Source organism: Actinosynnema pretiosum (assembly GCF_002354875.1).
Lineage (GTDB): Bacteria > Actinomycetota > Actinomycetes > Mycobacteriales > Pseudonocardiaceae > Actinosynnema > Actinosynnema auranticum.
Genome location: NZ_CP023445.1, coordinates 6,491,842 through 6,504,045, shown reverse-complemented (window position 1 = coordinate 6,504,045; position 12,204 = coordinate 6,491,842). Strand labels below are relative to the sequence as shown.

Annotated in this window: 10 protein-coding genes; 6 read left to right on the top strand and 4 right to left on the bottom strand. The window is 73.6% G+C overall.

From position 1 onward, the window contains the following. The first annotated feature begins 166 nt into the window (after positions 1 to 166). A complete protein-coding gene (locus CNX65_RS27625; RefSeq protein ID WP_096496358.1) occupies positions 167 to 997 on the top strand; it encodes a pentapeptide repeat-containing protein in 831 nt (276 codons plus the stop codon). 297 nt (positions 998 to 1,294) lie between these two features. Here CNX65_RS27625 and CNX65_RS27620 read toward each other — a convergent pair whose 3' ends face one another. Both CNX65_RS27620 and CNX65_RS27615 read right to left on the bottom strand, forming a co-directional pair. After that, positions 1,295 to 3,526, bottom strand: coding sequence for an NACHT domain-containing protein (locus CNX65_RS27620; RefSeq protein ID WP_096496357.1), 2,232 nt, complete (start codon positions 3,524 to 3,526; stop codon positions 1,295 to 1,297). Between the two features lie 498 nt (positions 3,527 to 4,024). Continuing rightward, complete coding sequence (locus CNX65_RS27615) at positions 4,025 to 4,819, bottom strand: alpha/beta fold hydrolase (RefSeq protein WP_096496356.1); 795 nt, start codon at positions 4,817 to 4,819, stop codon at positions 4,025 to 4,027. 57 nt (positions 4,820 to 4,876) lie between these two features. On the opposite strand from CNX65_RS27615, the gene CNX65_RS27610 reads away from it, so the two are divergent. Then, complete coding sequence (locus CNX65_RS27610) at positions 4,877 to 5,257, top strand: RidA family protein (RefSeq protein ID WP_015804248.1); 381 nt, start codon at positions 4,877 to 4,879, stop codon at positions 5,255 to 5,257. Here CNX65_RS27610 and CNX65_RS27605 read toward each other — a convergent pair. After that, positions 5,235 to 5,699 (bottom strand): CoA-binding protein, encoded by a 465-nt coding sequence (locus CNX65_RS27605; RefSeq protein ID WP_198320561.1) that lies wholly within the window; start codon positions 5,697 to 5,699, stop codon positions 5,235 to 5,237. The two genes, CNX65_RS27610 and CNX65_RS27605, sit on opposite strands and share 23 nt — an antisense overlap. Before the next feature lie 95 nt (positions 5,700 to 5,794). On the opposite strand from CNX65_RS27605, the gene CNX65_RS27600 reads away from it, so the two are divergent. After that, positions 5,795 to 7,111, top strand: coding sequence for a PI-PLC domain-containing protein (locus CNX65_RS27600; protein ID WP_096496355.1), 1,317 nt, complete (start codon positions 5,795 to 5,797; stop codon positions 7,109 to 7,111). 334 nt (positions 7,112 to 7,445) lie between these two features. Here CNX65_RS27600 and CNX65_RS27595 read toward each other — a convergent pair whose 3' ends face one another. After that, positions 7,446 to 7,961 carry a DinB family protein gene (locus CNX65_RS27595; RefSeq protein WP_096496354.1) on the bottom strand — a complete coding sequence of 172 codons (516 nt, stop codon included), beginning with the start codon at positions 7,959 to 7,961 and terminating at the stop codon, positions 7,446 to 7,448. Positions 7,962 to 8,417: 456 nt separating this feature from the next. On the opposite strand from CNX65_RS27595, the gene CNX65_RS27590 reads away from it, so the two are divergent. The 3 genes from CNX65_RS27590 (at position 8,418) to CNX65_RS27580 (ending at position 12,157) form a co-directional block, all read left to right on the top strand. Then, positions 8,418 to 9,371 (top strand): hypothetical protein, encoded by a 954-nt coding sequence (locus tag CNX65_RS27590; RefSeq protein WP_096496353.1) that lies wholly within the window; start codon positions 8,418 to 8,420, stop codon positions 9,369 to 9,371. A gap of 691 nt (positions 9,372 to 10,062) precedes the next feature. Further along, positions 10,063 to 10,665 carry an ANTAR domain-containing response regulator gene (locus tag CNX65_RS27585; protein WP_015804243.1) on the top strand — a complete coding sequence of 201 codons (603 nt, stop codon included), beginning with the start codon at positions 10,063 to 10,065 and terminating at the stop codon, positions 10,663 to 10,665. Positions 10,666 to 10,978: 313 nt separating this feature from the next. Beyond that, positions 10,979 to 12,157, top strand: a complete 1,179-nt coding sequence (locus tag CNX65_RS27580) for a branched-chain amino acid ABC transporter substrate-binding protein (RefSeq protein WP_232520035.1) — start codon at positions 10,979 to 10,981, stop codon at positions 12,155 to 12,157. Positions 12,158 to 12,204 lie beyond the last annotated feature (47 nt).

Below are 12,204 nucleotides of genomic sequence, written 5' to 3'. Positions count from 1 at the left end.
GAAGGGCGGCGCGTCGGGCGCTGGTGGCGCCAGGTCCGGCCGCGCGACCGGGGGCCGCGCGACTGGTTCTCGCGCAGGTGGCTCTCGCGCAGGTGATCCTCGCCCGACCGGCTCCCGCGCGGCCGGTTCCTCCGCCGACCGAGGCCGACCAGCCCCGATCGACCTGGTGCTCGAACCGCCCCGCGAGTGGCAACCGCTGCGCGCCGACTGCTCGCGCTGCGCGGGCCTGTGCTGCGTGGTGCCCGAGTTCGCCGCGTCCTCGGACTTCGCGATCACCAAACCGGCCCGCACCCCGTGCCCCAACCTGGGCCCGGACTTCCGCTGCGGCATCCACACGCGCCTGCGCGCCACCGGTTTCACCGGCTGCACGGTGTACGACTGCTTCGGCGCGGGCCAGCACGTCACGCAGGTCGTGTTCAACGGCCGCGACTGGACCGACCCCGAGGTCGCCGGCCGCCTGTTCGAGGTGTTCCCGGTGGTGCGAACGCTGCACGAGGTCCTGAACTACCTGGTCGAAGCCGCCGCGCGCCTGCCCGAGGGCGGCCTGCGCGCGGAGGTCGTCGAGGCCCGCGCGGACCTGGAGGCCCTGCTGTCCCAGGGCCCCGACGTCCTGCGGCGCACCAACCCGGAAGCCCGCCGCCGCGAGGTGAACACCCTCCTGCTGCGCGCCAGCGAGTCCCTCCGGGCCCCCGCGTCCCGCAGACCGGACCACCGCGGCGCGGACCTGATCGGCCGCTCGTTCGCCGGAGCGGACCTGCGCGGCGCGTCGCTGCGCGGAGCCCTGCTGATCGGCGCCGACCTGCGCCGCGCCGACCTGCGCGGCGCAGACCTCATCGGCGCCGACCTGCGAGGCGCGGACCTGCGCGGAACCGACCTGCGCGACACCCTGTTCCTGGTCCAGTCCCAACTGGACGCGGCCAAGGGCGACCACACCACCACCCTCAGCCCACCCCTGATGCACTCCCAGCACTGGCCCACAAACCCCACCCGTGGCTGAGTAGCCCCCGCAGTTGATCAACCGCCAGCCGCTGAGCACCCGCCCGCAGTTGAGCACATACCCGCAGCTGAGCACTCACCCCAGTTGAGCAGCCACAAGCCGCTGAGCTCTTAGAGCCCGCCGAGCCCTTCGAGCCCGGCCCTCGGTGCCCACTACCCCTGGCGTGCCCACCGAGCTTCGGCGCTCACCGACTTCGGCGCTCACCGGCGCCGATGCTCACCGGCGCCGGTGCTCACCAGCGCCGGTGCTCACCGGCTCCCGCGCTTACCGGTCCCCCACGCTCATCGAACCTCGCGCTCACCCTTTGGCGGAATCCCCGCCGGGCCTGATCTGCCGCGCCAGTTCGGCCAGGTCCGCAGGGTCGCACGCGGCGAGGTGATCACGCACCACGGCGTGCGGGAACCGCTGGTCACCGACCAGCAGCAACCGGTCCCGAGCGGTCTGCGCCAACGCCCCGCGCCCCAGCGGCAACTCGTCCAGCGCGAGCGGCTTGGCCAGCACCTCGGCGACCCGGTCGACCGGCCGAACCACCAGCGGCAGCACCAACAACCCGACCAGCACCCCGACCGACGGCGCCAACGCCCCACCCGGCTCCACCACCGCCCCCGCCCCCAGCGCGCCCACGACCCCGAGCGCGCCCGCACCGGGAAGCCACCGGTGCGCACCGCTCACCGCGACCCCGAACCCCGTGCCAGCCCGGAACCGCGACCGCCCGAGCTCCGAAACGGCATCGTCGGACGGCGCACTGCCCGATGACGAGCCATCCGATGACGAGCCATTCGATGACGCGCTGCCGGATGGCACGCCGCCAAGCGCTGCGCTGGCTGACCCGACCCCGCCGGGAACCCGGTCCGCCCGCTCCCAGTCCGCTGGCAGTCCGGCCCACACCTCCTCGACCCCACCCAGGAACACCCCCACGACCGCAGCGGCGCCGAGCGCGGAACCCAAGGCCACCAGCAGGGGCTCACCGGGCCCGGTCAGCACCATCACCGACGCGGGCACGAGGGCGCACGCGATCGCCCAGTACCGGTCGCGCAGCAGCGCCAGCGCCAACCCGAACGCCACCGCCACCACCAACCCGTACCGCAACGCCCACGGCCACGGCGTGATCAACCAGACCAGCAGCCCACCACCAGCGGCGAACAGCCCGGCGACCACCGCGCCCACGACAAAACCCGTTGCCGCCCAACGGAAACCCCGAAGCGACTCACCCCGGTTCCGCTTGCCCTGACCGGACCCGTCGGCACCCGGACCCCGCCCCACCGGGAACCGTCCCCAGGGCAGCGCGGCCGACGCCAGTGCCAGGACGACCGCGGGCAGCACGCCGACCGCGACCCCCACGACCAGGCAGGTCGCCGCCACCGCGCCGGCCAGCGCGCCCGGCACCACGCGTCCGAACAGGCGCCGCACCACGTCCGGCCCCACGAAACCCAGCCACCCCGTCCGGTGCGGCAGGCTGCCGCGTGCCAGCAGGTCCCGGTGCTGCGGCGCCGCCGCCACGCGCGCCAGGAACCGCAGCGCCCGCAGCAAGCGCTCCGCCCTCGGCACCCGCGACACCGCCTCGGCCACGTAGGTGTCCAGCACGCCCCGCCGGTAGTCGACCCGTCCGGCCCGGCGCGCCAGCACCAGCAGACCGAGGGCGAGCGGGGTCCGCAGCTCGGCCCACAGCTCCGGCTGCTTCTCCAGCTCGTCGCGCAACCCCGCCACGCGCGGCCCGCACGCGGCGAGCAGCGCCTGCACGTCCCCGCGGCGCACCTGATCGACCCTGACGACCTCGTGCTCGGGCAGGCCGGGGAGATCCGCGTCCCGGCTGCACAGCGCGAACTGCGCCACCCCGAGAGCGGACACCTCGGCCAGGCAGCGCGCCCGCTCGGCGCCGGACAGCTCGTCCAGCCCGTCGAACAGCAGCGCGAACCGCCTGTCCGCCAACCACACCCGACCCAACCGAGGGCTGATCCGGTAGCGCGACTCGACCCGCGCCAGGAGCCACTCGGTGAAACCAGTATCCCCCTGCCAGGCGGCCAGGTCCACCACCACGGGCAGGGGTCTTGCGGCGTCGTCGCGCGCCCGTTCCAGCAGCGCCTCGGCCAGTTCCAGCAGCAACGTCGTCTTGCCCGCCCCGGCCTCGCCCACCACGACCAGCGGCGCGCGCATCCTGGTCGGCAGCGACGGCCCGACCTTCGGCGCGACCCCGAGCTTCAACCGCACCTGCGCGGCCAGCGCCCGATCCCGCTCCGCGCGCACGAACCGCTCCACCCGCTCCAGCGCGGCCTCCCGGTTGGCCGGGTGGTGCGGCCTGCGCTGCCGCCACCGCTCGGCCAGCGGCTCCCACGCCACCAGCCCGGCCGCGACCGCGCACAGCCCGGCGAGCGCGGGCCACAACCACGGCGCGAGCGGCCCGAGCACCCTGGGCGCGGACCCTCCGGTGGCCGCGTTGAACGCGGTCGGGACGAGCACCAGGAGCACCACGGCGCCCACGGTCGACAGGGCGGCGGTGCGCGCGGTTCGGGCGAGCTGGCGGGAATCCATGCGGTCCTCTCGGCGGCTCCGGACGACGGTAGTGCGCAGGGAGCGCTCCCGGGTAGGACTCGCGCCGCTTGTAGGGGCGGACCTGTCAGGATGATCACGAACCGGTTGCGGGAAGCGCTTTCCACCCGTCCTGACCAGGAATTCCGACACCTGCGATTCGGACCGCACGATCGGCCGGCCGCCATCCGGAGGTGCTGCGGAACCGGCGCACGGCCGCACCGCGACGGAGCCCTGCGGACGCACGCGAGCACCCCGCCGGACGCGCCCGCCCCGCCCCGCGCGCCGTTCCGCCGAGCACCCGAGGGCACAACGGAGCACCCCGCGCGGTGCACGGGCCATCAGCGGGACGAATGCGCCCGAGCCCCGCCGGAGCCGTGAGCCCGAGTCCGCCGAAGCCGCGCGCGGGCCCCGACCAGCTGGGCCGCAGGAACACGACCAACCCGACCCGCAGCCGCCGGTCGACCAGCCGACCCCCGCGCGCGCCGAGGACGCGGGACCTCACTCCCGCAGGAACCCCACCACCACCCGGTTCACCTCGTCGGGCCGCTCCAGGTACCCGTAGTGCCCGGCGTCCGCCACCTCCGCGTACCGCGCGCCGGGGATCGCGTCCGCCACCTCGCGCCCCAGGTGCGGTGGCACCAGCCGGTCGTCCGCGAACCCCACCACCAGCGTCGGCGCGGTGATCCCCCGGTAGGCGTCCAGCCGGGGCTCGAACTCCGCCAGCTCCAGCTGCGCCCTGACCCCCGCGTCCACCCCCTGCTCGGTGAACTCCAGCAGGTCCAGCCAGTCCCGCGCCGCCACGGGGTCCCGCAGCGTCGCGGGCGACAGGTTCGACAGCGCCGACACCGCCGCCCGGTGCGCCGGGGGAGTGGTCACGCCCCGGTCGAACAGCTCCCGCTCGCCGCGCGACAGCGCCACCTGCAGCGGGTCCGTGCGCCCCGCCGTGGCCAGCAGCACCAGCGAGCGCACCAGGTCCGGCCGGGCCAGCGCCAGCTCCTGCGCCACCCGCGCGCCCAGCGACGTCCCGACCACCCGCGCCGGACCGCCGAGCCGCTCGACCAGCGCGGCCACGTCCCCCACCAGGTCGTCGATCGTGAACCCGCGCGCGTCGGCGGGGAACACGCCCCGGTTGTCGGGCGTGGCCACCTGGAACCCGGCGGCCACCAGCGCCGGCACCTGGTGCGCGTGCCACACCCGCCCGGACGCCCCGGTGCCCATCACCAGGACGACCAGCTCGCCCTCCCCGGACACGTCGTACCGGACGGTGGTCCCGTTCAGCTGCTCGGTCGGCATGGGCGCAGGTTAGCGACCGGCCCGGCGGGAACCGCGCACCGCCGTTATGGTCGCGCCATGAGGCGCGCCATCCTGTCCGGGTCCTCCTTCGAGGAGAGCATCGGGTACGCCCGCGCGGTCGTCGACGGCGAGTGGGTGCACGTCTCGGGCACCACCGGGTTCGACTACTCGACCATGACGATCGCCGACGACGTGGTGGCGCAGGCCGAGCAGTCGCTGCGCAACATCGCGGACGCGCTCGCGCAGGCGGGGACCACGCTCGCCGACGTGGTCCGCGTCCGCTACTACCTGCCCGACACCGCGGACTTCGAGCCGTGCTGGCCCGCGCTGCGCGCCGCGTTCGGCGAGAGCAGGCCCGCCGCGACGATGCTCAGCTGCGGCCTGGCCGACCCGAGGATGCGCATCGAGATCGAGGTCACCGCCCGGAAGGCCCGTTAGCGGCCCACTCGATGGCCGGGCAGTGGTCCATGACCACGTCCAGCCCGGCCGCCGTGGTCCGCTCGTACGCGGCCCGGTCGACCACGCCCAGCTGGAACCACACCGCCTTCGCGCCGATCGCGACGGCCTCGTCGGCGCTCTCGCCCGCGACCTCGGACCGGCGGAACACGTCCACGCAGTCCACCGGGAACGGGACGTCGGCCAGCGAGGCGTAGCCCCGCTCCCCGAGCACGGTCGCCGCCGAGGGGTGCACGGGCACGATCTTCTTGCCCTGCTGCTGGAGGAACCGCGCGACCCCGTAGGCGGGTCGGTCGGGGTTGTCGCCCAACCCGACCACCGCCCACACCCGGCAGTCGGCGAGCACGCGGCGGATCGTCGTGGTGGTGTCCCCGGCTGCGCGCTCCGCAGTCGGGTCCTTCTCAGCGGACTCCCGTTCGGCCATGCTTCCAGGGTAGGCCCGCCCGAGGCCGACCGGACCGACCGAGACGATCCCCGGCCCTCCCTCGGCGCCGGGGTTTCGGAGAGGACCCCCGCACCATGCGCCTGCCCGCGCTCGCCGTGACCGCCCTGCTGGTCGCGGCGCTCCCCGCAACCGCCCTCGCGTCCCCGAACACCGCGGCGTCCCCGAACGCCCTCGCGTCCCAGAACACCGCGGCGGCGGCCGAATCCGGCCTCCACTACCTCCAGAGCGCCACGAACGGCCTGAACGCCTCGGCGTCCGCGAGCCCGGTCCCGCTGCGCCGCCCGAAGGGCAACGAGGACCGCCAGCAGTGGAACGTCGTCGGCGACACCCTCCAGGAGGGCGGTCGCTGCCTCGGCCGCTCCGGCGACCAGGCCGTCCTGCTGGCCTGCGACAGCGCGGACGCCCGCTGGGAGGTCGTCGCCGAAGGCGCGTCCCGCGTGCTCAAGGTCCCCGGCCAGAGCCGCTACCTGACCACCGAGGGCGAGCAGGCCCGCGTGGGGACCCGGCGCGACACCTGGTTCCTGAACCCGGTGAGCCCGACCCGCGTCGCCGTGCCGCAGGACGGCAGCCGCAGGCTGGACCAGGTCACCTTCCTGACCGCGCACAACGCCTACGCGAACGGCGTGGACGGCGGGTTCGCGCCGCCGTTCATCAACCTCGCGCCCAACCAGGCGCGCGGCGTCGAGCAGCAGCTGGCGGACGGGGTGCGCGCGTTCCAGCTGGACGTCCACCAGACCCCGGACGGCGCGATCCTGTGCCACAACAGCTGCACCCTGGTCAGCGGCCCGGTCGCGCTGAACGTGGACCTGCGGCGGCTCGTGGACTTCCTGGGGCGCAACCCGAGCGAGGTCGTGACGGTGTTCCTGGAGGACTACGTCTCGGTGGACGTCCTGCGCGCCGAGCTGGCGAAGGTGCCGGGCCTGGCGAACGTGCTGTTCCGCCCCGACCAGGCGGGCGTGCGGCAGAACGGGTGGCCGACGCTGGACGCGCTGCGCGCCTCGGGCAAGCGGCTGCTGATCTTCAGCGACGAGCCGGGCCGGGACTCGCTGGGCGCCATGTTCCAGCCGGACTGGACGGTGGAGAACTACTGGTCCATGGGCGCGGGCGTCGGCAACTCGGACTGGTCCTGCTACAGCCGCTGGTCGACCCCGCTGACCCGCACCGAACCGGGCTTCACGCCGCTGTTCGTGATGAACCACTTCCGCGACGTGCCGTTCACCGGGACGGCGACCTCGGACAACGGCAAGCTGGCCGACCGCGCCCGCCGCTTCTGCGAACCGGCCGCCCGCAAGACCCCGAACTACCTGGCGGTGGACCACTACCACCTGGGCAACGCGCTGTCGGCGGTCGCGGAGCTGTCCCGCGACCGCTTCCAGGCGGGCACCAGCTGACCGCTGCCCGACCGCTGACCGCTGACCGCTGTCTGACCGCTGCCTGATCGCTGACCACCGCTCGCTGCCTGACCGCTGGGTGGCTCGCGCCGGGCAGCCCGCACTGGAAAACCCGTGCCGGGCTGCCCGCTCCGCTCCGAGGGCGCGCTCGACCGCCCGGCCACGCGCGTCGCGTCGCCGGGTCGGTGCGGCTGCCAGACCCGCGCCACTGCCACTGCCGGACCAGCGCCACTGCCGGAGCTAGTGCCAGTCCCACTTCCGGAGCCAGTCCCACTTCCGGTGCCCAGCCGCCAGCGCCGGGTTGGTCGCGCTCACCCGAGCGCGACCAACCCGGTCACTCGCCCTTCGCCCCGTCCGCGAGCTCCCTGAGCAGGTCGAGCTGCCCCACGTGGCGCGCGGTCTCCTGGGCCACGTGGGACAGCACCCAGCGCACCGTGCGACCCGGCAGGTCGTCCCGATCCGCTCCCCGAACCGGGTCGCCGGGGCGCAGACCGGCCAGCGACCGCGCGCCCAGGGCCCACTCCTCCCGGTACGCGGCCAGCACGGACTCCACCGTGTCCTCCTCGGCGACCAGCCACGAGGCGTCGGCGTCCGCGCCCCACAGCTCCGGCGCGCCGCTCCCGCCCGCGATGATCGACACCCACCAGCGCTCGACCGCCACCAGGTGCTTCACCACGCCCAGCGGGCTCACCACCGGCGAGGTCGGCAGCGGCGCGCGCACCGCCAGCTCGCGCGACAACCCGTCGACCTTGCCCACCACCGTGAGGCGCAGGAAGTCCAGGAACTCCACGGCGAGCCGCAGCTCGTCGTCCGCCGCAGCCCCTGGCCAGACCCGCTCGTCGCCAACCATGCCGAGGACCCTAACGGCCCGAGCCCACCGGCGAGCGCGCGAGCGCGCGACAGCAGCCGGGCGTCCACATCGGACCCCGGACGACCCGGCGCTGCGAACTGTAGCGACGGGCACCGACAAAAACCGGCTGGCACCGACAACGCAGACAGCACCGACAACGCAGACAGCACCGGCAACGCAGACAGCACCGGCAGCCCCGACCAGAACGGCGTCAGCGCGCGCTGGCCGGAAAACCCCGCTGGCCGAAAACCCCGCCGACCGCGCCGCCCCCGCTGGTACCCTCGAAGCCGGGCGTCCGGGTGGGGCGCCGGGCTGGAGCCGCTCCCCGGCAGAGGGCGGCAGATCCGCCGCAGGGCGCAGGCGCCCCCTTCCCGACGCGCCACCTCCGATCCACCCCCAGAAGCGACGCCACAGCGTCCTTGTTCGCCGAGCCGGGCGGCGGGAACGAGGACCGCCATGTCGAAGACGTCGTTGACCGACCGCCTCGTCGCCCTGCGCAGGGCCGAGACCGGCGAGAACACCTCCCAGGCCGTGCCCGCGGTCCGGGCCGTCCTGTCCGACCTGCCCGACGGGCGGCGTGAGCACCTGGTCGACGCCCTCAACGGCGCGGGCGACGCCCGAGGCCTGCTGATCCCGGAACCGGCCTCCCGCGAGCAGCGCGAGCTGGAGTGCGCCGTCCTCCAGGCCGCCACCGAGGCGGGCTCGCACCTCCAGCTGCGCCCGCCCGCGAGCATGGTGCGCCCGGCCCACGCCTTCCGCGCCGCCGAACCCGGCCCGCACGGCCTGCGCCTGCACCTGGCCGAGCACGCGCTCGGCCCGCTCCTCTACGAGCTGCTCCCCAGGCTGGAGGACGACGGTGGCGTCTCCGGCGTCCCCGGCCTGCGCGTGCGCAGGCGCCCGCGCTCGATCGAGCTCCTGATCCCCGGCAGCCCGGCGGGCGTGGTGTTGGCGGGCGTGGACGAGGCGCTGTGGCGGGAGGGCATGGCCTACGTCCGCACCCTCCTGCGCGACCGCGACCTGTCCCACCGCTTCGCCGAGGGCGACCTGCACGAGTCCGAGCGCGCCCACCTGGCCGAGTTCCCCCGCCGCTCCGGCCTGGCCGCCTCCGCCCTGCGCAGGCCTGCGCTCCTGGCCGCGGCGCCGTGGACGCGCACCCTGGCGCGGGACGACCAGTGGTGGCTGGAGTGGCCCGAGGGCCCCGCGCTGCCCGCGGTCGCGCAGCGGCTGGTTCACCCGGTGGTGGGCATCCCCGGACTGGTGGCGACAACCGCCTCCCGCGAGAGCGCGACGCTCTCCGACGGCTGGTGGAGCTTGCACGTGCGGGTGGTCCCAGGCCCTGATCCGGCGAACGAGGAGGCGCTGGCCGCCATGGAGTGGCCCCCCGGCGTGACCGGCTGGTCCACCCGCTAGCCGGGGGCGACATTTGCCGGGAGAACTCCGGGGGAATTGCCCCCGCCCGCGAGTTCACCCGGACGGGAAAACGTTTGGCCGACTCACGGAAGAGAGCGCGCTTTCGTTAGCGGAATGCGCGCGAGTGACCGGGCCGCGCACCGCGCGGGCGCCACGCCCCGTGCTCGGCACGTTCCGTGACCAGGGGTTCGCGGACACGTTCGGTGAGCGGCGCGGCCGGTTCCAACCCCCTTGAGGGGGTGGTCGGGCCAATCGTTTGCAGGGGTCGTCCGGGCGGCGGGAACCCGGCGGGCGCCCCCGAGCGTTGTGCCGGTGCGCGGACCGCTCCCGGAGCCGTCCGCGCTCGGTGCGGAGGGGTGACCGGAGGTCGCCCGGTGGGGTGGTCGACGTGCGGCCACCCCACCCGTCCGCCCGGTCGTACGACCGCCCGCTGCGCCGAGGGGCGGCTCGGGGTCATCCGGACGGGGTGGCGCGCGTGCGTCGACACCCCGTCCGCCTTCGCGCGCGCCCGCGAACGTCCGCTGGGCGGGATCGGCGTGTTACCGGCGGGTTAACTTCACCGGAGGGTCCTCCGGGCGGTGTCGGTGATCACGGACCGGTCCCCACGTGGTCCGGTCCCGCCACCGGTAGACTCGCCCTTCGCCCGTCGCATCCGCGTCGGACCTCAGCACACAGCGTCAGGAGGACCCCGGTGACCCAGGCTGCCGAGGCCCAGTCCCAGGCCGCGCCGCGCCGCGTGCTCGTGGCCGAGGACGAGGCCCTGATCCGGCTCGACCTGGTCGAGATGCTCCGCGAGGAGGGCTACGAGGTGGCCGGTCAGGCCGCCGACGGCGACGAGGCGATCACGCTGGCCAAGGAGCTGCGCCCCGACCTGGTCATCCTCGACGTGAAGATGCCCAAGGTCGACGGCATCGAGGCCGCGTCGGTCATCGCGGGCGAGCGGGTGGCCCCCGTCGTCATACTGACCGCCTTCAGCCAGCGCGACCTGGTCGAGCGGGCCCGCGACGCGGGCGCCATGGCCTACCTGGTCAAGCCCTTCGCCAAGCGCGACCTGGTGCCCGCGATCGAGCTGGCCATGAGCCGGTTCTCCGAGCTCCAGGCGCTGGAGCTGGAGGTCGCGGGCCTCAACGAGCGCCTGGAGACCCGCAAGGTCGTCGAGCGCGCCAAGGGCCTGCTGATGACCAAGCAGAACCTGAGCGAGCCCGAGGCCTTCCGCTGGGTCCAGCGCACCGCCATGGACCGCCGCACCACCATGAAGGCAGTGGCCGAGGCCGTCATCGAAAACTTCGGCTGAGCCTGCCGGACCGATCCACTCCGCAGACCCCGGCGTTACCTGAACGGGTAACTCCGGGGTTCTCGCATGTCCATTGTCGGTTACCCTCTGCAAGAGTAGGGTGACCATTCGCTATTTGATCCGAACTTGACGTTGTTAACGCGCGTGAATTTTTCGGTGACTACCGTCACGATGTGGACACAGAGCAGGCAGGCCACCTGTTCACGGAACGCAACTGAAGCTACGTTCCTGCCCTAACTCCACGCCCCCATGTGTCGGGGGTCCTCCGCTTCTCGGCGGAACGGTTGTGGTTGGTGTCATGGGAGGTATTCCGGTGTCAGGAGCACGACTCGGCCGAGTGCTGGCGCTCGCAGCGGCGTCCTCGCTGGTGCTCGCGGCATGCGCGGGCGGCGGCGGCAGCAGCAGCACGGGCAGTGGCGACGGCGACACGGTCAAGATCGGGTTCATGGGTGACCTCACCGGTGAGAACTCGGCGATCGTGATCCCGCCGCGCAACGGGGCGAAGTTGGCGGTCGACGAGTACAACGCCAAGAACCCCAAGGTGAAGATCGAGCTCGTCGAGTACGACAGCCAGGGCAAGCCCGAGCAGGCCACCTCGCTCATCACGAAGGCCGTCGGTTCGGACAAGATCTCGGCCCTGATCGGCCCGGCCTTCTCCGGCGAGTCCAAGGCGATCGGCGGTGTGCTGGACCAGAACAAGATCCCCAGCATCTCCCCCTCGGCCACCAACCCCGGCCTGGCCGCCAACGGCTGGTCGTTCTGGCACCGCGTCGTGGCGAACGACGACGACCAGGGCCCCGGCATCGCGGACTTCCTGGTGAAGGCGAAGAGCCCGAAGAAGGCCTTCGTGCTCTCCGACGACCAGGAGTACAGCACCGGTCTGGCGGACGCCGTCGCGAAGGCGTTCGAGGGCGCGGGCGTCGCGGTCGAGAAGGACCGCTTCTCCAAGGACGCCTCGGACTACTCGTCCGTGGTCACCAAGGTCGCCTCGGCCAACCCCGACGTGATCGTCTACGGCGGCTACTACGCGCAGGCCGGTCGCCTGCTCAAGCAGCTGCGCGACAGCAACGTCACCGCGCCGTTCGCCTCCGGTGACGGCTCGCTCGACGCGCAGCTCGTCTCCGCCGCGGGCGCCCAGGCCGCCGAGGGCGCGATCCTCGCCTGCCCGTGCAACATCCCGTCGGCCGACGTGACCGGTCCGCTGAAGACCTTCTACGACAACTACAAGAAGGCCACCAACGCCGACCCGGCCATCTACGCGACCGAGGGCTACGACGCCGCGACCGCGTACATCAAGGCGATCGAGGCGGGCAACACCACCTCGGAGAAGATCAACGACTTCCTGAAGACCGCGGACTTCGAGGGCGTCTCCAAGCCGATCAAGTTCAAGGCGAACGGCGAGCCCGAGAACAACGCCATCTTCATCTACCAGGTCAAGGGTGGCGTGCTGAAGCTGCTGGGCGCGGCCGACGAGGCCAAGCTCGAGGGCTGATCTCCCGGACGGTCACAGGCAAGGAAGCGCTGGGGAGCGGGCAGCCG